The sequence below is a fragment of the Enterovibrio coralii genome (genome assembly GCF_001559595.1).
Lineage (GTDB): Bacteria > Pseudomonadota > Gammaproteobacteria > Enterobacterales > Vibrionaceae > Enterovibrio > Enterovibrio coralii.
In genome coordinates, this window is record NZ_LNTY01000062.1 from 117733 (window position 1) to 139457 (window position 21725).

General features: G+C 49.1%; 10 protein-coding genes, 2 tRNA genes and 6 pseudogenes. 15 read left to right on the forward strand and 3 right to left on the reverse strand.

Going from position 1 to position 21725, the window contains the following annotated elements:
• Positions 1–85: 85 nt before the first annotated feature.
• The 4 genes and pseudogenes from dapB (at position 86) to ATN88_RS25085 (ending at position 7248) form a co-directional block, all read left to right on the forward strand.
• Positions 86–891: pseudogene (gene dapB / locus ATN88_RS25070) on the forward strand (4-hydroxy-tetrahydrodipicolinate reductase).
• A 485-nt stretch (positions 892–1376) separates the two neighbouring features.
• A complete protein-coding gene (carA, locus tag ATN88_RS25075; RefSeq protein WP_067420161.1) occupies positions 1377–2516 on the forward strand; it encodes a glutamine-hydrolyzing carbamoyl-phosphate synthase small subunit in 1140 nt (379 codons plus the stop codon).
• A gap of 14 nt (positions 2517–2530) precedes the next feature.
• Positions 2531–5762 (forward strand): annotated as a pseudogene (gene carB / locus ATN88_RS25080) (carbamoyl-phosphate synthase large subunit).
• A 634-nt stretch (positions 5763–6396) separates the two neighbouring features.
• Positions 6397–7248 carry a magnesium transporter gene (locus ATN88_RS25085; protein WP_067420162.1) on the forward strand — a complete coding sequence of 284 codons (852 nt, stop codon included), beginning with the start codon at positions 6397–6399 and terminating at the stop codon, positions 7246–7248.
• Here ATN88_RS25085 and dacB read toward each other — a convergent pair.
• Both dacB and ATN88_RS25095 read right to left on the reverse strand, forming a co-directional pair.
• Positions 7223–8638: a serine-type D-Ala-D-Ala carboxypeptidase gene (gene dacB, locus ATN88_RS25090; protein ID WP_067420163.1), complete on the reverse strand. Its 1416-nt coding sequence runs from the start codon at positions 8636–8638 to the stop codon at positions 7223–7225. The genes ATN88_RS25085 and dacB overlap by 26 nt on opposite strands.
• 100 nt (positions 8639–8738) lie before the next feature.
• Positions 8739–9689 (reverse strand): porin, encoded by a 951-nt coding sequence (locus ATN88_RS25095; protein WP_067420164.1) that lies wholly within the window; start codon positions 9687–9689, stop codon positions 8739–8741.
• A gap of 491 nt (positions 9690–10180) precedes the next feature.
• Here ATN88_RS25095 and greA point away from each other — a divergent pair, with 491 nt between their 5' ends.
• Complete coding sequence (gene greA / locus ATN88_RS25100; RefSeq protein WP_198158458.1) at positions 10181–10654, forward strand: transcription elongation factor GreA; 474 nt, start codon at positions 10181–10183, stop codon at positions 10652–10654.
• A 65-nt stretch (positions 10655–10719) separates the two neighbouring features.
• On the opposite strand, the gene yhbY is transcribed toward greA, so the two are convergent.
• A complete protein-coding gene (gene yhbY, locus ATN88_RS25105) occupies positions 10720–11016 on the reverse strand; it encodes a ribosome assembly RNA-binding protein YhbY (protein WP_067420166.1) in 297 nt (98 codons plus the stop codon).
• A 130-nt stretch (positions 11017–11146) separates the two neighbouring features.
• On the opposite strand from yhbY, the gene rlmE reads away from it, so the two are divergent.
• The 10 genes and pseudogenes from rlmE (at position 11147) to infB (ending at position 21696) form a co-directional block, all read left to right on the forward strand.
• Positions 11147–11776 (forward strand): 23S rRNA (uridine(2552)-2'-O)-methyltransferase RlmE, encoded by a 630-nt coding sequence (gene rlmE, locus ATN88_RS25110; RefSeq protein ID WP_067420167.1) that lies wholly within the window; start codon positions 11147–11149, stop codon positions 11774–11776.
• Between the two features lie 50 nt (positions 11777–11826).
• Positions 11827–13778, forward strand: a pseudogene (gene ftsH, locus ATN88_RS25115) (ATP-dependent zinc metalloprotease FtsH).
• Between the two features lie 86 nt (positions 13779–13864).
• Positions 13865–14712: pseudogene (gene folP / locus ATN88_RS25120) on the forward strand (dihydropteroate synthase).
• Positions 14712–16048, forward strand: a pseudogene (gene glmM, locus ATN88_RS25125) (phosphoglucosamine mutase). Before folP ends, glmM begins: the two co-directional pseudogenes overlap by 1 nt.
• Before the next feature lie 222 nt (positions 16049–16270).
• Positions 16271–16600: a preprotein translocase subunit SecG gene (gene secG / locus ATN88_RS25130; protein ID WP_067420168.1), complete on the forward strand. Its 330-nt coding sequence runs from the start codon at positions 16271–16273 to the stop codon at positions 16598–16600.
• Positions 16601–16608: 8 nt separating this feature from the next.
• Positions 16609–16695: transfer RNA gene (locus ATN88_RS25135), tRNA-Leu, on the forward strand.
• Positions 16696–16769: 74 nt separating this feature from the next.
• A tRNA-Met gene (locus tag ATN88_RS25140) sits at positions 16770–16846 on the forward strand.
• A 168-nt stretch (positions 16847–17014) separates the two neighbouring features.
• On the forward strand, positions 17015–17470 hold the full coding sequence (gene rimP, locus ATN88_RS25145; protein ID WP_067420169.1) for a ribosome maturation factor RimP: 456 nt from the start codon (positions 17015–17017) through the stop codon (positions 17468–17470).
• A gap of 21 nt (positions 17471–17491) precedes the next feature.
• A pseudogene (gene nusA / locus ATN88_RS25150) lies at positions 17492–18978 on the forward strand (transcription termination factor NusA).
• Positions 18979–18999: 21 nt separating this feature from the next.
• Positions 19000–21696 (forward strand): translation initiation factor IF-2, encoded by a 2697-nt coding sequence (gene infB / locus ATN88_RS25155; RefSeq protein WP_067420170.1) that lies wholly within the window; start codon positions 19000–19002, stop codon positions 21694–21696.
• Positions 21697–21725 lie beyond the last annotated feature (29 nt).

Genomic DNA, 21725 nt, shown 5'->3' on the forward strand with positions numbered 1-21725 from the left:
TCTTGAAAAGAGTAGAGTTGAGCGATAGTTAACAAAACAGTGCTGTGTGTAAGGCACTGAAACAGGAAGTTAAAAGAGGTAATACATGGTTCGCATAGCAATTGCGGGAGCTGCTGGTCGTATGGGCCGTCAGCTAATTCAAGCTGCTGACGCAATGGAAGGCGCAGTAGTGGCTGCAGCAAGTGAACGTCCTGAGTCTAGCCTGATTGGCACTGATGCAGGCGAATTGGCTGGCATTGGCAAACGTGACGTCACCATTGTTGACGATCTGGCGAAAGTTGCTGATGACTTTGACGTTATCATCGATTTCACAGCCCCTGTGGCGACGCTGAAAAACATTGCACTGTGTAAGGCACACGGTAAGAAGCTGGTCATTGGTACCACTGGGTTTTCAGATGAGCAGCGTGCAGAAATTGATGCGGCAACTGACATCGGTATCGTGATGGCACCCAATTACAGTGTGGGCGTGAACCTTGTCTTTAAACTTCTTGAGAAAGCCGCGAAAGTGATGGGTGATTACTGCGACATCGAAATCGTGGAAGCACACCACCGCCACAAAGTCGATGCGCCATCAGGTACGGCGATTGGTATGGGTGAAGCTATCGCAGGTGCTATGGGCAACAAGCTGAGCGATGTGGCTGTCTATGCGCGTGAAGGCATTACGGGTGAGAGAACGCGTGATGAAATCGGCTTCGCAACCATCCGTGCTGGTGACATCGTGGGTGAGCATACGGCCATGTTTGTGGACATCGGTGAGCGCGTTGAGATCACGCACAAAGCTTCTAACCGAATGACTTTTGCCAACGGTGCTGTGCGCGCTGCGATCTGGCTTGCAGGCAAAGATGCTGCTTCTACACCATGCAGGATGTCCTCGAACTCGACACGTTGTAATGCCTAACTATGCAGCGGGTGAATGCCTGCTGCATAAAATTTCCTCAGAAATGACGTTTGAGTTATCTAACGTCTGTTTTGTTGATTTTACCGTTTTAACTTGTGCAAATGGCCTGTTGGTAGTTTTATTTGCGTGATCTCATCAAAATGACCGCTAAAGTGCTTTAAGAAAAACGGTTGCGTGATGAGCTTATTGTTTTCCGCTCCCTTATCTTCTCCTTTCTTCGAAACTGTTAAGTGTCCCGACGAAAAATCCGGTCAAGTTGCAAGATAACCCTGACTTTTATGTGTTTGATTATCTAAATCAGGCTTGGGGGCTATAAGTTGCATTCTTTTTTGGTAGACTTGTTGACAGGTTTTCGTTCGATCTCTAGAATGCGCGCAATTTGTCAAAAATCTGCTTTGTCGGGTTTAGGCATTTGTATGGAATGACTTAATGCAAGTTTATTTACTTTATTTGCATTTTTATTGATTTGGAGGTTGTCTTGAGCAAGTCTGCGCTCTTAGTCCTGGAAGATGGGACTGTATTCCGCGGTGAATCCATTGGTGCTGATGGAACTGCCGTTGGTGAAGTTGTTTTTAATACCTCGATGACGGGGTACCAAGAAATTCTCACCGACCCTTCCTATTCTCAGCAAATTGTTACTCTTACTTATCCCCACATTGGCAACACCGGTACTAATACCGAAGACGAAGAATCCTCAAAAATCCACGCTCAAGGCTTGGTAATTCGCGACCTCCCTCTTATCGCTTCTAACTTCCGTAATCAGCAATCCCTTTCTGATTATCTGAAATCTCAAAACATCGTCGGCATCGCTGACATCGATACCCGTAAGCTAACCCGTCTACTTCGTGAAAAAGGTGCCCAAAATGGCTGCATCGTAGCAGGTGACAGCCTGGACGAAGCACTGGCATTGGCGAAAGCGAAAGAATTCCCTGGCCTGAAAGGCATGGATCTGGCGAAAGAAGTGACCACCGCAGAAGCGTACCAGTGGAAACAAGGTTCTTGGACACTGGAAGGTGGCCTGCCAGAAGCAAAAGACGACAGCGAACTGCCATACCACGTTGTGGCTTACGACTTCGGTGCGAAGCGCAACATCCTGCGTATGCTGGTTGACCGTGGCTGTCGCCTGACGGTTGTTCCAGCGCAAACCTCGGCAGAAGAGGTTCTGGCAATGAATCCAGACGGCGTATTCCTGTCAAACGGCCCTGGTGACCCAGCACCGTGTGAGTACGCGATTGAAGCAACCAAAGTATTCTTGGACAAAGGCCTGCCAATTTTCGGTATCTGCCTTGGTCACCAAATCCTGGCACTGGCATCAGGTGCACAAACGGTGAAGATGAAGTTCGGTCACCACGGTGCTAACCACCCGGTTAAAGACATGGACCGTAACGTAGTGATGATCACCAGCCAGAACCACGGTTTTGCGGCTGATGAAGAAACACTGCCAGAAAACCTGCGCGCGACGCACAAATCTCTGTTCGACGGCTCACTGCAAGGTATCCACCGTACGGATAAGCCTGCATTCAGCTTCCAGGGTCACCCTGAAGCGAGCCCAGGTCCGCACGACGCGGCGCCACTATTCGACCACTTTATTGAACTGATCAAGCAACACAGCGCGTAACCGGAGTAGCGAGAATGCCAAAACGTACAGATATTCAAAGTATTCTTATTCTTGGCGCAGGTCCGATTGTTATCGGTCAGGCGTGTGAGTTCGACTATTCAGGTGCGCAAGCATGTAAAGCCCTTCGCGAAGAAGGCTACCGTGTCATTCTGGTGAACTCTAACCCAGCGACCATCATGACTGACCCAGAAATGGCCGATGCAACATACATCGAGCCAATCCAGTGGGAAGTGGTACGCAACATCATCGCGAAAGAGCGTCCAGACGCTATCCTGCCTACCATGGGCGGTCAGACTGCACTGAACTGTGCGCTGGATCTGGAAAAACACGGCGTACTGGCTGAGTTCGGCGTGGAAATGATTGGTGCAACGGCTGATGCGATTGATAAAGCAGAAGACCGTTCACGCTTCGACAAAGCGATGAAGTCTATTGGCCTTGAGTGTCCGCGTGCGGATACAGCGAAGACCATGGAAGAAGCACACAAAGTGCTCGATATGGTTGGCTTCCCTTGTATCATCCGTCCATCATTCACCATGGGTGGTACGGGCGGTGGTATCGCATACAACATTGAAGAGTTTGAAGAAATCTGTCGCCGTGGTCTGGACTTGTCGCCAACCAATGAGTTGCTGATTGACGAGTCTTTGATTGGTTGGAAAGAGTACGAGATGGAAGTGGTTCGCGACAAAGCGGACAACTGTATCATCGTTTGTGCGATTGAAAACTTTGACCCAATGGGTATCCACACCGGTGACTCCATCACGGTTGCGCCAGCGCAAACCCTGACCGACAAAGAATACCAACTGATGCGTAACGCATCGCTGGCGGTTCTGCGTGAAATCGGTGTTGAAACAGGCGGTTCAAACGTTCAGTTCGGTATCAACCCGAAAGATGGCCGTATGGTTATCATCGAGATGAACCCACGTGTATCTCGCTCTTCTGCGCTGGCGTCAAAAGCAACGGGTTTCCCAATTGCGAAAGTCGCGGCGAAACTGGCAGTAGGCTTCACGCTGGATGAGCTGATGAACGACATCACGGGTGGCGCGACCCCTGCATCGTTCGAACCAACCATCGACTACGTTGTTACTAAAATTCCACGTTTTAACTTTGAGAAATTCGCAGGCGCGAATGACCGACTGACCACGCAAATGAAGTCAGTGGGCGAGGTAATGGCGATTGGTCGTAACCAACAAGAGTCGCTACAAAAAGCACTGCGCGGTCTGGAAGTAGGCGCGACAGGTTTTGACGAAATGGTTGACCTAGATGCACCTGACGCGCTGACCAAAATCCGCCACGAGCTGAAAGATGCAGGTGCGGAGCGTATTTGGTACATCGCTGACGCATTCCGTGCAGGCATGTCTGTGGATGGTGTCTTCAAGCTGACTAACATTGACCGCTGGTTCCTGGTTCAGATTGAAGAAATCGTGAATCTGGAAACCGAAATCAAAGAAGGCGGTTTTGCAGGTCTGACGGAAACCAAACTGCGTAAGCTGAAGCGTAAAGGTTTCTCTGATGCACGCTTGAGCAAGCTACTGGGTGTCGGCGAAGGCGAAATCCGCAAACTGCGTGACCAGTTCGATATCCACCCTGTTTACAAGCGCGTAGATACCTGTGCAGCTGAGTTTTCTTCTGACACGGCGTACATGTACTCATCTTACGATGAAGAGTGTGAAGCGAATCCGTCTGACAAAGACAAGATCATGGTTCTGGGCGGTGGTCCAAACCGTATCGGTCAAGGTATCGAATTCGATTACTGCTGTGTACACGCGTCACTGGCACTTCGCGAAGACGGTTACGAAACCATCATGGTTAACTGTAACCCAGAAACAGTGTCGACTGACTACGACACCTCTGACCGTCTGTACTTTGAACCAGTAACACTGGAAGACGTACTGGCAATTGCACGCGTTGAAAAGCCAAAAGGCGTTATCGTTCAGTACGGTGGTCAAACGCCACTGAAACTGGCACGTGCACTGGAAGCGCAGGTGTGCCAATCATCGGTACTAGCCTGATGCGATTGACCGTGCGGAAGACCGTGAGCGTTTCCAAGCAGCCGTTGAGCGTCTGGGTCTGAAGCAACCTGAAAACGCAACCGTAACCACGATGGAGCAGGCGATTGAGAAGTCTCGCGAAATCGGTTACCCACTGGTTGTTCGTCCTTCCTACGTGCTGGGCGGTCGTGCGATGGAAATCGTATACGACGAAAGCGACCTGCGCCGTTACTTCAACGAAGCGGTAAGCGTATCGAACGAGTCACCTGTTCTACTGGACCGTTTCCTGGATGACGCAACGGAAGTTGACGTAGATGCAATCTGCGACGGCGAGCACGTCGTTATCGGCGGCATCATGGAGCATATTGAGCAAGCGGGCGTTCACTCAGGTGACTCTGCATGTTCACTGCCTGCATACACGCTGAGCCAAGACATCCAAGACGAGATGCGTCGTCAGGTTGAGAAGCTGGCATTCGAGCTGGGCGTACGCGGTCTGATGAACACCCAGTTCGCAGTGAAAGACGGCGAAGTTTACCTGATTGAGGTGAACCCACGTGCTGCGCGTACTGTGCCGTTCGTATCGAAAGCGACAGGTGCACCGCTGGCGAAAATCGCTGCACGCGTGATGGCAGGTCAGTCTCTGGAAGCACAAGGTTTCACACAAGAAATCATTCCGCCGTACTACTCAGTAAAAGAAGTGGTTCTGCCGTTCAACAAGTTCCCTGGCGTTGACCCACTGCTTGGCCCTGAAATGCGCTCAACCGGTGAAGTCATGGGTGTGGGTGATACGTTCGCAGAAGCGTTTGCAAAAGCAGACCTGGGCTGTGGCAAGACCTACACTGAGAAAGGCCGTGCATTGCTGTCTGTTCGCAACAACGACAAACAACGTGTGGTTGATTTGGCTGCCAAGCTTATAAAACTGGGCTTTGAGCTGGACGCGACACACGGTACAGCGGTTGTTCTGGGCGAAGCGGGCATTAACCCACGTCTGGTAAACAAGGTACACGAAGGTCGTCCTCACATTCTTGACCGTATTAAGAATGGTGAATACAGCTACATCATCAACACTACTGAAGGTCGTCAAGCGATTGAAGACTCTAAGGTACTGCGTCGCGGTGCACTGGCTGAGAAAGTGAACTACACCACGACGTTGAACGCAGCATTTGCAACCTGTATGGCGCATGCGGCGGTTGATATGTCAAAAGTGACCTCAGTGCAAGAACTGCACGCTCGCGTCGCTGAGAAATACGGTAAGTAATAAAAATACCCAAATAGCTTGAAGGTGCTGCTATTGAAGCCGGACCTTCAAGTGGGAAGGATATAAACCAATGAGTCGGCAGGAAGCCGGCCGTTTAGATAACCTCCTTGCCCGCCGGATTGGCGGGCTTTTTTATATCTTTTTAGACGGAATTAACGCTCGCGATACGTCTGGTTGCTGCGTGTGTCGCCATAGTATCGAGTGACTTTGCACCTCTGTGCCTGTCATAAAACCTTCACCAGATAACCCGCTGATTGTCTTGTTATTCGTAGTAAGAGGCGTAGAATCACTACCGTCGCCATATCGCGACATTTTTGGAGCTTACTATGAACACTATCGACCATCCTCCGAGTTGTAAGGGAAGCCTGTAGTCCCGACGGTCGTGTTCGTGTTTTCTCCGCGTACCAACCGTTTGGTTGGAACGCCATTTCTCAATGCCTTTCCCCGTGCTTCCCGACACTTTGAGCTGCAATACACGCTTTCATTCGACACTTGTCGTATGCGCTCGCATTGATCATTTTTCTGCTCACTCCCAGACAAATGGGAGTTTGTGACTGACTCTCTATGCGAGAAATTTGTATTGCTTGGTCGTTACCTGCCAGTTCTCTGGCACTAGCCAATCGGGAGGTTCGCTATGACGGTAATGAATACCCTTGCGCTGGGAAACCAGACTCAAAAATTCGAAACAAAAGAAATTCAAGCCGCAAAAAGCGCGTTTTTGCTTCATGACGAGGTGGACAGAATTCGTCTGCTTTCTGTCATGCCGCTCAACGAGGCCGTGGCGGTGCTCAATACGTGCCCACTTGCGTTAGTAAGAGAGTTGCTAGATACCTTGGCGGAATCTGGAGAAACGGTGAGAAGCCGTCACTTGGCATTAGGTCTTGGGCTGATCAGCTCAGAAGCAGAGCCAAACGGTAACTACCTTGCCAACTCCGTGATGACACATGTGCGTCAGCGAATAGGGTGGATTGTAGGCTTGGCCCTGCTAGGCATCGCATCGGGGCTTATTATTTCTCACTTTGAGGATGCGATAAGCCAGTTAGTGCTGTTAGCGATTTATCTGCCAGTCGTAGCGGCGGCAGGCGGTAATGCAGGCTCGCAGGCAGCGACCTTGGTCGTTCGGGCACTAGCGATGAATGAGATAAAACCCAAGCAATGGCTTGCTGTGATGTGGAAGGAAATGCGCATCGCTGTCGTTATCGCGCTCGCGCTAGCGTTAGTGATTATGCTGCGCGTGGTGATGTTCAGTGATAGCGCAGTGCTGCCGGGTGGCTTTGATATCTATGACGTGGCGATGGCCATTGGCCTAGCGTTGACGATTCAAGTCACCTTGTCGACCACATTGGGCGGCTTGTTACCGTTAATCGCCCGAAAGATGAAGCTCGATCCCGCTGTCCTGGTGAGCCCAGTATTGGCCTCAATCGTTGATATCAGCGGGATGGCGATTTACTTCGTTACCATTAACGCATGGTTAGGCTTGATGTAAACAGAGCTTGATATAGCTCTCTTTCAAACTGAGTGATCGGGCTGGCAACGTTGTCAGGTCGATCCTCAGATGCTGGAATGTGGTAGTTGGTGACCAACTGCACCACGAGCACATCCTTTCCTTGTTGGTTTTTCAAAATACCTGCCAGATTGTAACTCCCGTACAATGAGCCCGTTTTGGCAGCCAATCGCGTTTTGATTGGTGCATAACGCACGCTGTTGCGGTATTTCAATGTGCCATCAACGCCAGATACAGGCAGCATCGAAACAATCCCAGACTGGGGATGTTTATACACGTAAGACAAGACATCCATGATCTGCTGGGCGGTCATTCGGTTGTTTCGTGACAAGCCCGACCCGTCGACTAAGACGGCGGTATGCAGGTTGATGTCCGCTTTGTCTTTCAATATGGCTTTGATTGCCGCGGCACCATTAGTAAACGAACCCGCTTGCTCGTAATAGCGATGTCCAAGCGTCTTGAGTAGATTATCCGCAATCAAGTTGTCCGAGCGTTTTAGCATCACTTTCAACAGATCATCACGCGGCGCAGAAACGTGTTTGGCGATAAAGGCGCGTTTACCTTTTGGCGATCCTACACGAATATCCCCTTTCACATTGATAGCCGCGCGCTTGAGTTCCTCTTTAAGCACATCGGAAACATAAAGGTCGGGGTTTTGAATCGCGAACTTTAAAGGCAGCGGATTTTTCCTGTAAGGCAAGCAACCGCTTAGTTGGTAGCGATTGTTATTGTCATAATGAAGCTCCAAATCGCAGTGCAGGCTTTTCTGTTTGTCTTCACTCACGGCGAGTGCATCTGTTTTTACGGAAACAGGCTGGTGGTCTGGCACAAACACGCGCGTCAGACGCTTCCCGTTCTCACTGTAAATAGAGCCTTGTACACAGTTACGTTCCAAGGTAATCGAGGAGGAGGGGGCACTGTAACAAACACCGAGAATATCCCACGGCCAGCCAATCGCGCGTTCATAACCCTTAAAAATTGAACCATCTAACCAGATATCTCCATTTATCTGACGTATACCTTTTGCTTTCAGGGCACTGACAAGTAGTTGGAGATCTTTGCGTTTTAACGTTGGGTCGCCGCCGAAACGAAAGACAATATCTTTGCCCGTGCGTTCGACGACGGTTTCAAAGCGGAAATCTTGAGGAAGATAAAGAGAGGCTGCGAGCGCAGTAACGACTTTTTGCGTGCTGGCTGGTGGCAATAAGGTCTCACTGTCAATGTTCGCTATCTGCTGTTGGCTTTTGGCATCTACCGCCAATAAAGCGAGTTGACTGCCAGCCGGGAGCATGGATTCGATAGTATCAACAGGTACAGCGCGAACTTGAAAAGAGAAAACAATGAGTAAGAAAAGAAGGCAATTTCGCACCATGATGGCTCCAACAGAAAGCGTAGAACCAGTATGGTACAAAAAACGCCTACTGTGAGGTAGGCGTTTTGTCATCTGATGTAAGTAATTAACTTAAGTCAGATTAGAAGTCGTAACGCAGACCCAGTGCCAGTTGGTCTTCTGTGTCCAATTTCTCTTCTGCAGTCATACCAGCTTTGCTGTCTAGCATGTTGAAGTTGTAAGAAACGTATGCACGGAAGTTGTCGTTGAAGTAGTGAGTTGCATCGAACGCTAGAGCATTTGCAGTTTCAACAGACTCTTTTTCTTTGTTACCGTAAGTGGTAGTGAATTTAGTGTTGCCCATGGTGTAAGCAGCAGCAAATTCGTAACCAGTCACGTCTTTCTTCGCTACTTCACCATCGTTGTACAGTGCCGCAACGTAGAAGTCGCCGTATGCGTATGAAACTGCAGCTTCGATTTGGTTTGCTTCTGTTGCATCTTTACCTTGGTCAGCGTAACCCAGACCGAATGCTAGGCCGTTTTCCATCGCGTAAGTTGCTGCTGCAGAGTAACCGCCGAAGTCAGTTGATTTTACGTTACCAACAGTAGTTGAGGTATCAAATACGTAGTTAGCTTTAACAGTCAGGCCGCCGAATTCGCCAACGTAAGCTAGATTGTTGTCGGTGCGGTCAGCTACAGTGATTTTGCCACTTGCTGCTGCGCCGTGGAAAGACATGATATCAGTGAAGTCTGTGATGATACCCAGAGAGCCATCAGTTAGACCGTAAGCTACTGCGCCGTATTGAGTTGAGATACCAGCGTTAACGTAACGGTTTTCGTCGTTAGCTTCGTTAGAAGTGAACTCACGCTCGAAGAAACCGAAACCGTAAACGCCTTCTGCGATTTCAGTAGTACCCAGCACGTTCAGACGTACACGGCTTGCGTCAGATACGTCGCCATCGGTCATAGTAGCGCGTGCTTCTGCGCGGCCGCCCAGAGCCATAGAAGAAGTGCCGTCGTTGAAGATTTCAGCAGCAGAAACAGAGGTAGAAGCCAGAGCCGCTACAGCAAGAGCGATAAACTTTTTGTTCATTACGTTGTCCTTTTAAAACGTTGTTTTTTTTCGGGACGTTATCTCCCAACGTCGCGATGACCTGTTTGTAACCGCTCGCTAAAAAGGACTGTTAGTAAAACATTCAAAAAACAAATATAAAGATTGGCGGCTTACAAGTTGTTAGATAATAATTTCCTTTATAATCAGTTGGTTATTTCAATATATTAAAGTTCCGTGAACTGAATCGCATTTAGATCTTTTTATTTTTTATTGCGATGTAAATCTCTGTTGTCTATTGCATTTTCGTGATTTTGATCTTGGATTTGACATCTAAAACGTGCTGGCCTTGCGTGGTTTTTGCTCGCTAAAATGCGACAAAAATGACTGAGGTAAAATCTTTGATGACCTCTTCGTTTAACTTGTTTACACTGAAATGACAAAGATTCGTTTGCCGCGCCCAGACCTTTGTGTGGGCGTGGCTTTGTTTTTGCCAAATCCCGTTGGTTTTGGCTACTGAGGTAATGTCATTTATGGATAAAGTACCAATGACTGTGCGCGGCGAACAACAGCTGCGCCAAGAGCTTGAGCGCCTGATGAAGCGTCGCCCAATTATTACTCAAGCAATTGCAGAGGCACGTGAACTGGGTGACTTGAAAGAGAACGCTGAATACCATGCCGCTCGTGAAGAGCAAGGTATCTGTGAAGCGCAAATCCGTGACATCGAATACAAGCTGTCTGTGGCGCAAGTTATCGATATCGCGAAAATGCCAAACAACGGCAAAGTGATTTTCGGTTCAACCGTCTCTCTGATCGATTGCAACACTGATGATGAAGTGACTTACCAAATCGTGGGTGATGATGAAGCTGACATCAAAAAGAACCTGATTTCAATTAACTCACCAATCGCACGTGGTCTGATCGGTAAAGAAGAAGGAGATGAAGTCTCTATCACCGTACCGGGTGGCGTGAAAGAGTTTGAGATCGACAGCGTTAAGTACGTTTGATTTCAGAAAAATGTTAGCGATTGTTACTGTCGCTGATAGGAAAAAGGCCGCTTAGCGGCCTTCTTTTATTTGCGTGGTAGCTCGATTTTGCGCTCTTGGCTTTGGCGATAAAGCACCAGGGTCTTACCGATAACCTGTACTTTTTCTGCCTTAGTTTCACGAACAATTGCATCTACAATCAGGTTCTTAGTGTCGCGGTCTTCTGACACGACTTTAACCTTGATCAGTTCGTGATGATCGAGAGCGATTTCAATCTCAGCAAGTACAGCTTCTGTCAGACCATTTGCACCCATCAGAACAACTGGTTTCAGATTGTGTGCCAGACCTTTCAGATACTGTTTTTGTTTTGTGCTTAGATTCATGTTGACTCGATTTGTTGTTTTATCGGGGTTGAAAACGTGACATTCTACCGCCATATCTATCCAAACTGAACAAATATCCCCCTTGAATCGTCCGTGATGATGTCGCGGCAGTCGTATGGATGAGTAAAAGATGAGTAAAAAGAAACACTCAGCGAGTTCTGGGCGCTGGTTGAAAGAGCATTTTGATGATAAATATGTTCTCGAAGCCCAGAAAAAAGGTTATCGCTCTCGAGCGATTTTCAAGCTTGAAGAAATCCAAGGCAAAGACAAATTACTGAAACCGGGCATGACAATTGTCGACCTCGGTGCCGCTCCAGGTGGTTGGTCTCAGTACGCTGCAGACCAAGTTGGTGATGAAGGACAAGTTATTGCTTGTGACATCTTGCCAATGGACTCCCTTCCGGGTGTAAGCTTTCTTCAAGGTGATTTCCGTGAGGAAGCCGTGTTGAATGCGTTGCTCGATCGTATTCAGCCTGACATGGTTGATGTCGTAATGTCTGATATGGCACCAAACATGAGTGGCAACCTCGCCTCCGACCAACCTCGAGCGATGTATCTTGTTGAACTAGCATTAGATATGTGTCGTGAAGTGCTTGCACCGAATGGCGCGTTCATTGTCAAAGTTTTCCAAGGCGAAGGCTTTGATCAGTACCTCGCTGAGGTGCGTAGTATGTTCAAAGCGGTTAAAATTCGTAAACCCGATTCTTCCCGTGCACGTTCACGAGAAGTCTACATTGTGGCTACAGGTTACAAACTGTAGTAATCTACCATTATTAATATAGTTTTCGCGGGGCTAACACCTTGAGTGACATGGCAAAAAACCTGATTTTATGGCTGGTTATCGCTGTTGTGTTGATGTCTGTGTTCCAGAGCTTTGGACCAGGCGATAGCGCGGGCCGTCAAGTCGACTACACTTCGTTCGTCCAAGAGATAGGGCAAGATAAACTACAGGATGTACAGTTCGATAATCGCGAGCTGAAGGTGACACGTCGTGATGGCACGAGCTATGTCACTTACATGCCAGTTCTTCAAGACCCTAAACTGCTGGATGACCTGATCAACCACAAAGTACAGGTGCGTGGTACACCACCTGAAGAACCAAGCATTCTGGCGTCTATCTTCATTTCTTGGTTCCCAATGTTGCTGCTTATCGGTGTGTGGATTTTCTTCATGCGTCAGATGCAAGGCGGTGGCGGCAAAGGCGCAATGTCCTTTGGTAAGTCTAAAGCTCGCATGATGAGCGAAGAACAGATCAAGACAACGTTCGCAGATGTTGCTGGCTGTGACGAAGCGAAAGAAGACGTTAAAGAACTGGTTGATTACCTGCGCGACCCAAGTCGCTTCCAGAAACTGGGTGGTAAGATCCCAACTGGTGTTCTGATGGTTGGTCCTCCTGGTACAGGTAAAACGCTGCTGGCGAAAGCGATTGCTGGTGAAGCGAAAGTACCGTTCTTTACTATCTCTGGTTCTGACTTCGTTGAAATGTTCGTGGGTGTGGGTGCATCACGTGTCCGTGACATGTTCGAACAAGCGAAGAAAGCATCACCTTGTATCATCTTCATCGATGAGATCGATGCCGTAGGTCGTCAACGTGGTGCAGGCTTGGGTGGTGGTCACGATGAACGTGAACAAACACTGAACCAAATGCTGGTAGAAATGGATGGTTTCGAAGGTAACGAAGGTATCATCGTTATCGCGGCAACTAACCGTCCTGACGTACTTGACCCTGCATTGCTGCGTCCTGGCCGTTTCGACCGTCAAGTCGTTGTAGGTCTGCCAGATGTTCGTGGTCGTGAGCAAATTCTGAAAGTTCACATGCGTAAAGTCCCTCTGGGTAGCGATGTTGAGGCATCTCTGATTGCGCGTGGTACACCTGGCTTCTCGGGTGCGGACCTAGCAAACCTTGTGAACGAAGCAGCACTGTTTGCCGCTCGTGGTAACAAGCGTGTTGTATCAATGGTTGAGTTTGAACTGGCGAAAGACAAAATCATGATGGGTGCCGAGCGCAAGTCGATGGTTATGTCTGAAGAGATCAAAGAATCAACGGCTTACCACGAAGCTGGTCACGCTGTTGTTGGTCGCTTGGTGCCAGAACATGACCCAGTGTACAAGGTGTCAATCATTCCACGTGGCCGTGCCCTGGGTGTGACCATGTACCTGCCTGAGCAAGACCGTGTAAGCATGTCTCGCCAACACTTGGAGTCGATGATTTCAAGTTTGTACGGCGGCCGCTTGGCAGAAGAAATTATTTATGGCGTAGACAAAGTGTCTACTGGTGCGTCTAACGACATCGAGCGTGCAACTGATATCGCACGTAAGATGGTGACGCAGTGGGGTTTCTCAGAGAAACTGGGCCCACTTCTGTACGCAGAAGACGAGGGCGAAGTATTTCTGGGCCGTTCAGTGACACAAAGCAAGCACATGTCTGATGAGACAGCACGTCTTATCGACGGCGAGATTCGTCAGTTAATTGATCGCAACTACGCTCGTGCTCGCAAGATCATCGAAGAAAACATGGACATCATGCATGCAATGAAAGATGCACTGATGAAATATGAAACCATCGATGCTGCGCAAATTGATGACTTGATGGCGCGTCGCCCTGTGCGTGAGCTGCTGGCTGGACGACAGAGTCAGACAACACTGACAACACGCCGAAAAAACCTGATGTAGAAGCCAAGAACTCTGACGTTCCACCTTCTACTGATGATCTGGACACAGGTAACAAGCCTGTTGACCCAGACAACAAGTCGGAAGCGTAATTGCGTTCTGAAATTACAAAACCCCGGGGGAACTCGGGGTTTTTCTTTTATCTGCAGTAAATTTTCTTTTCAAACAAAGTCCATTCATGAAACTGATCAGCAAAGCCAAAGTGCTCGACCTTTCTACGCCTCATGTTATGGGGATCTTGAACGTCACTCCCGATTCCTTCTCCGATGGCGGTAAATTCAATAAGTTAGATGCGGCGCTTTACCATGCGGAAGCTATGCTAAATGCAGGTGCGTCAATTCTGGATATTGGCGGTGAGTCGACAAGGCCAGGTGCTGCTGACGTTTCTGAACAAGATGAGTTAGGCCGCGTCGTCCCAGCCATACAAGCTATTCGTTCACGCTTTGATTGTTGGATTTCCATCGATACCAGCAAGGCTGCTGTGATGCGCGAAGCTGTGATCGCTGGAGCAGATATCATCAATGATGTGAGAGCACTTCAAGAAGAGGGCGCATTAGATGCTGCGGCCGAGGCGGGCGTGCCTGTCTGCCTCATGCATATGCAAGGGCAGCCTCGCACCATGCAGACAAACCCAACCTATCAGGATTTGTTTGCCGACATCGATACCTTTTTTGAAGCGCGTATCGCTGCTTGTGAAAAAGCGGGCATCGAAAAAAGCAACTTATCTTGGATCCAGGGTTTGGCTTTGGAAAGACACTGACACATAACTATCAGCTCCTTGCAAACTTGGAGCACTTTCATCGACATGGATTACCAGTGCTTGCTGGTATGTCGAGAAAATCGATGATTTTTAAACTTTTAGATAAAGCCCCTGCTGATATTTTGGGGGGCAGTTTAGCTTGCGCCACCATAGCTGCGATGAAAGGAGCTCAGATCATTCGTGTTCACGATGTGAAAGAGACTTCAGATGTTGTTCGTGTTGTTCATGCAATGCACGAAGCCGCAGCGTTACTTGGAGAATCATAATGACAGAACGCAAATACTTCGGCACTGACGGTGTTCGCGGTAAAGTGGGTCAATTTCCTATCACACCAGATTTTATCCTAAAGCTCGGTTGGGCTGCGGGTCGTGTTCTCAGCCAACAAGGCACCAAAAAGTGCTGATTGGTAAAGATACTCGCATCTCTGGTTACATGCTTGAGTCGGCGCTGGAAGCAGGTCTTTCTGCTGCTGGTCTTCAAGCTGCCTTCACTGGCCCTATGCCAACCCCAGCGATTGCGTACCTTACCCAAACCTTCCGTGCGGAAGCGGGTATTGTTATTTCTGCATCACACAACCCGTTCTATGACAACGGCATCAAGTTCTTCTCATCAGAGGGGACAAAGCTGCCGGATGATATTGAACTCGCGATTGAAGCTGAGCTTGAAAAGCCGCTGACCTGTGTGGAATCTGCGGAGCTGGGTAAAGCCAAACGTATCGTGGATGCAGCAGGTCGTTACATTGAATTTTGTAAAGGTACCTTCCCATCAGAAATGAGCCTTAAAGGTCTCAAGCTGGTCATCGACTGTGCGCACGGTGCAACGTATCACATCGCACCCTCTGTGTTCTCAGAATTGGGTGCAGATGTGATCGCCATGGGTGTTGAGCCGAACGGTACCAACATCAACCATGAAGTCGGTGCAACCGATGTTCGCGCGTTGCAAAAACGTGTGGTTGAAGAGGGCGCAGCACTGGGTATCGCGTTTGACGGTGACGGTGACCGCGTGATCATGGTTGACCACGAAGGCAACAAAGTAGACGGTGACCAAATAGCCTACATTATCGCCCGTGAATCACTGCGACGTGGCGAGCTGAAAGGCGGTGTCGTAGGTACTTTGATGACCAATATGGGCATGGAAGTGGCACTGAAAAACCTCGGTATTCCGTTTACTCGCGCGAAAGTAGGCGATCGCTACGTGATGGAAAAACTGTTGGAAAACGGTTGGAGCATCGGTGCGGAAAACTCAGGTCACGTGATCTTGCTAGACAAAGTGACCACGGGTGACGCGATTGTTGCAGCACTGCAAGTACTGGCCAGTGTCATTGGTACAGGCATGAGCCTGAAAGCGCTGTGCGATGGCATGAGCATGTTCCCGCAAGTGCTTGAAAACGTTCGCTTCAGTGGCAGCAGTGATCCGCTTGAGTCGGACGCCGTGCTGTCTGCGAAAGCGGCGGTAGAAGCTAAGCTTGGTGATACCGGACGCGTTTTGCTGCGTAAGTCGGGTACAGAGCCTTTGATCCGCGTTATGGTGGAAGGCGAAGATGCCGAGAAGGTGCAAGCATACGCACTTGAAATCGCAGAAGCGGTGAAGGCAAACTGCTAAAACGCTTTCCGTTTAAGCGAATCTGGTTAAGGAATGACACGGAGCGGGAGTGCTGGTTTGGTTACAAGATGTGCAAACAGAATGAATTGTCATGTTTTTTTGCATTTTTCTCTTGTCTCACCTGCTGGCATTAGATAGTATTCTCCCGCTCCCAATGAAGGGAGTTGCGCTAGTGAATGACTTGGTCAGCTGGCTCAACAATTTGGAACATAGGTGGAACCCATGTACGAAATTCTACTTGTGATTTATCTGTTGGCCGCTCTTGCTGTAATTGGCCTGGTTCTGGTTCAACAGGGTAAAGGCGCAGATATGGGAGCCTCATTTGGGGCTGGGGCATCAAACACAGTGTTTGGCTCTAGCGGCTCTGGAAACTTCTTGACCCGAATGACTGCGATTTTCGCAACTGTATTTTTTATTCTCAGCCTGGTTTTGGGTAATATGACTGCTAAGCAGACCCAAGTCGGCGGTGAATATGATGACTTGAGCGTTCCAGTGGAACAATCACAGTCAGTGGAAGTGCCAGCTACTAACAATAGCGACATCCCACAATAAAAATTTCTGCTGAGGTGGTGGAATTGGTAGACACGCTGTCTTGAGGGGGCAGTGCCTGTTAAGGCGTGCGGGTTCAAGTCCCGCTCTCAGCACCAAATTAAAATCCTCATTGAGGTTCGATTTACTTGTAAAAGTGATCGATACGGCGATATAATGTGCGCCGTTCGGACGCGGGGTGGAGCAGCTTGGTAGCTCGTCGGGCTCATAACCCGAAGGTCGTCGGTTCAAATCCGGCCCCCGCAACCACTTTATCAGTGATTGTCATTTAGAGACCACGACAGTCGCTGGCTATGGGAAACCATAGCATCAGGGTCCAGTTGCATAAAACCCCGACATTCGGGGTTTTTTGTTATCTGAAGATGACCATTCGGATGAATACTGGCTTTAGGCCCTTTTTTTATTTCTGGGGTTTGTATGACAGGACTAGAAAAACAGCTTCACGCCTTGCTTGAAGCACCTGTAGAGGCTTTGGACTACGAGCTTGTTGGGCTTGAGTTCGTGCGTGCTGGCCAGCACTCAACCCTTCGTATCTTCATTGATCACGAAAACGGTATTACCGTTGAAGACTGTGCTGAAGTTAGCCGCCAAGTTAGTGCAGTGATGGACGTAGAAGATCCAATCACGGTGGCTTACAATCTGGAAGTTTCTTCTCCAGGTTTGGAGCGTCCACTGTTTAAAGCTGAGCATTATCAGCGTTTTATCGGCCATGAAGTCAACATCGTACTGAAAATGGCTATGCAAAACCGTCGTAAATGGAAAGGTGACATCCTTTCTGTTGAAGGCGAGACCGTGACCATCCGCGTCGATGGCAACGAAGAAGCGTTCGCCCTGAGCAATATCGCCAAGGCCAACCTGGTTCCTTCATTTTAAGGTTAAATGAGGCATTAGTTCATGAACAAAGAAATCTTGGCTGTCGTAGAAGCGGTATCCAACGAAAAAGCAGTTCCTCGCGAGCGCATTTTTGAAGCGTTGGAAACAGCGCTGGCTACGGCAACAAAGAAAAAATACGAAGCAGACATCGACGTACGTGTACAAATCGATCGTAAAACTGGCGAATTCGACACTTTCCGTCGCTGGTTGGTTGTAGAAGAAGTGACCCTGCCAACGCGTGAAATCACGCTGGAAGCGGCACAATTCGACGACGAGACACTGGAACTGGGCGGTTTCGTTGAAGATGAAATCGAATCAGTAACATTTGACCGCATCACCACGCAAACAGCGAAGCAAGTTATCGTACAAAAAGTACGTGAAGCTGAGCGCGCACAAGTGGTTGAGCAGTTTATGGACAACGAAGGTGAGTTGATCACTGGTGTTGTTAAGAAAGTAAACCGCGACGTAGTATCGTGGATCTGGGCAACAATGCTGAAGCGGCAATTCAACGTGACGACCAACTGCCACGTGAAAACTTCCGCCCAGGCGACCGCGTACGTGGTTTGCTGTATGCTGTACGTCCAGAAGCGCGTGGTTTCCAATTGTTCATGACTCGCTCTAAGCCTGAAATGCTGATCGAACTGTTCCGCATTGAAGTGCCAGAAATCGGCGAAGAGATGATCGAAGTAATGGGCGCGGCTCGCGATCCTGGTTCTCGTGCGAAAATCGCGGTTAAAACTAACGACAAGCGTATCGACCCTGTGGGTGCCTGTGTTGGTATGCGTGGTGCACGTGTACAAGCGGTTTCTGGCGAGCTTGGCGGTGAGCGTATCGATATCGTTCTGTGGGACGATAACCCAGCGCAATTCGTTATCAATGCAATGGCTCCAGCAGATGTTGCATCGATCATCGTTGATGAAGACTCACACACAATGGACATTGCTGTAGAGGCAGACAACCTGGCTCAAGCAATCGGCCGTAACGGTCAGAACGTACGTCTGGCTTCTCAACTGACTGGTTGGGAACTGAACGTAATGACTGTTCAAGACCTACAGAAGAAACACCAGGAAGAAGCGGGCCAGTCAATTGAACTGTTCAGCAAGTACCTGGATATTGATGAAGATTTCGCAGCAGTTCTTGTAGAAGAAGGTTTCACTTCTCTGGAAGAAGTGGCTTACGTTCCAGCAGCTGAGCTTCTGGAAATCAACGGTCTTGACGAAGACACCGTTGAAGAGCTGCGCAACCGTGCGAAAGAAGCACTGACCACCATCGCGTTGGCAAAAGAAGAAATCCTTGATGGTGCTGAGCCGGCTGAAGACCTACTGGGTCTGGAAGGCTTGGAGCGTGATTTGGCGTTCCGCCTAGCAGCAAAAGGCATTTGTACTCTGGAAGATCTGGCTGACCAAGGCACAGACGATCTTCTGGATATCGAGGGAATGGATGAAGTTAAAGCGGGCGAGCTTATCATGGCTGCACGCAATATTTGCTGGTTCAGCGACGAAGCTTAAGCGCAGCAAAGGAGGAGCAGAATGTCAGAGGTTACAGTTAAGGCACTGGCGAGCGAGATTGATACGCCGGTAGAACGTTTGCTGAAGCAATTACAAGATGCAGGCATTCAGAAATCGGCAGACGACAACGTAAGCCAAGATGAGAAACAAACCTTGCTGGCTCACCTAAAACGTGAGCATGGCGATGATGGTAGCGCTCCAACTCGACTGACGTTACAGCGCAAAAAACGCAGCACCTTGAGTGTTTCAGGTGCTGGCGGAAAGAGTAAGGATGTTCAAGTAGAAGTGCGCAAAAAGCGCACCTACGTGAAGCGCAGCGAACTAGAAGAACAACGTGTGGCTCAAGAAGCCGCACAACGTGAAGCTGAAGAAGCCGCACAACGCGAGGCAGAGGAAAAGGCTCGTCGTGAAGCGGAAGAAGCAGCTAAGCGTGAAGCCGAAGAGAAAGCGAAGCGTGAGGCCGAAGAGAAAGCCAAGCGCGACGCTGAAGATAAAGCACGTATTGCGGCTGAGAAAGAGCTAGCTTCAAAAGAGACAGCGGAAGAAAAAGCTGCTCGTGAAGCTACTGAAGCGCAAGCGAAGAAAGAAGCTGATGAACTCAAGCGTCGCCAGGAAGAGGAAGCCAAGCGTAAAGCTGAAGAAGAAAGTCAGCGCCAGCTAGAAGAGGCACGCAAAATGGCAGAATTGAACGAAGAGCGCTGGAGTCAACAAGACGCAGCGGTCGAAGTGATGGAATCGGCAGATCACCATACCACCACTTCAAAATACGCACGTGAAGCGGAAGACGAAGCAGATCGCCGTCAAGAAGCTGCTCCACGTCGTCGTAAGAAGAAAAAATCTGCACAAGAGAAAGAAGATGTTTCTTCTTCTCGTGCACGCGGTGGTAAGGGCGGCAAGCTGAAAGGTCGTATGGCTAAGCCAACGTCTATGCAGCACGGTTTCCAAAAGCCAGCGCAAAAAGTAACGCGTGACGTAGAAATCGGTGAGACCGTAACTGTTGCTGAACTGGCAAACAAGATGGCGGTTAAAGCGACTGAAGTTATCAAAACCATGATGAAGATGGGTGCAATGGCAACCATCAACCAGGTTATCGACCAAGAAACTGCGCAGCTAGTAGCAGAAGAAATGGGCCACAAAGTCGTTCTGCGTCGTGAGAACGAGCTGGAGCACGCAGTGCTGTCAGATCGTAACGATGACGCGAAGACCGAACCACGTGCGCCAGTTGTTACCATCATGGGTCACGTTGACCACGGTAAAACATCGCTGCTGGACTACATTCGTAAAGCGCACGTTGCATCGGGCGAAGCGGGCGGTATTACTCAGCACATCGGTGCATACCACGTAGAAACTGACAACGGCATGATAACCTTCCTGGATACCCCAGGACACGCAGCGTTTACGTCTATGCGTGCTCGTGGTGCGAAAGCAACGGATATCGTTGTTCTGGTTGTTGCAGCGGATGACGGTGTAATGCCTCAGACTATCGAAGCTATCCAGCACGCGAAAGCGGCAGAAGTGCCTCTGATTGTTGCTGTGAACAAGATCGATAAAGACACCGCGAACCCAGATCAAGTGAAAAACGAGCTGGCTCAACACGACGTTATCCCAGAAGAGTGGGGCGGCGAGAACATGTTTGTTCACGTATCTGCGAAGCAAGGCATCAACATTGATGGTCTGCTAGAAGCGATTCTTCTGCAATCAGAAGTACTTGAGCTTGAAGCAATCCGTGATGGCATGGCGAGCGGTGTGGTTATCGAATCACGTCTTGATAAAGGTCGTGGTCCTGTAGCGACAGTTCTGGTTCAGGAAGGTACGCTGAAGAAAGGCGATATCGTTCTGTGTGGCCTGGAGTATGGCCGTGTACGTGCAATGCGCGACGAGAACGGTAAAGAAGTTGAAGAAGCTGGTCCTTCTATCCCAGTGGAAATCCTGGGTCTGTCAGGTGTTCCTCAAGCAGGTGACGAAGCGACTGTAGTACGTGACGAGCGTAAAGCACGTGAAGTTGCACTGTACCGTCAAGGCAAGTTCCGTGACGTGAAACTGGCGCGTCAACAGAAAGCGAAACTGGAAAACATGTTCTCTAACATGGCTGAAGGTGAAGTTTCTGAGCTGAACATTGTTCTGAAAGCAGACGTACAAGGTTCTGTTGAAGCGATTGCGGATTCACTGGTGAAACTGTCTACTGACGAAGTAAAAGTGAAGATCGTAGGTTCGGGTGTAGGTGCAATCACTGAAACTGACGCGGTTCTGGCAGCAGCTTCTAACGCAATCTTGGTTGGCTTTAACGTACGTGCTGATGCATCTGCACGTAAGACGATTGAAGCAGAAAGCCTGGATCTACGTTACTACTCAGTAATCTACGCACTGATCGACGAAGTGAAACAAGCGATGAGCGGTATGCTTGCGCCTGAGTTCAAACAAGAGATCATGGGTCTGGCAGAAGTACGTGACGTGTTTAAGTCACCGAAACTGGGTGCAATTGCAGGCTGTATGGTTACTGAAGGTACCATCAAGCGTAACAACCCAATCCGCGTACTGCGTGATAACGTTGTTATCTACGAAGGTGAGCTGGAATCACTGCGTCGCTTTAAAGATGACGTGAACGAAGTGAACAAAGGCTACGAGTGTGGTATCGGCGTTAAGAACTACAACGATGTACGTGTAGGCGACCAAATCGAAGTATTCGAAATCGTCGAAGTGAAACGTACTATCGATTAATAATCGACTGTAACAGGTTGTTTATAAAC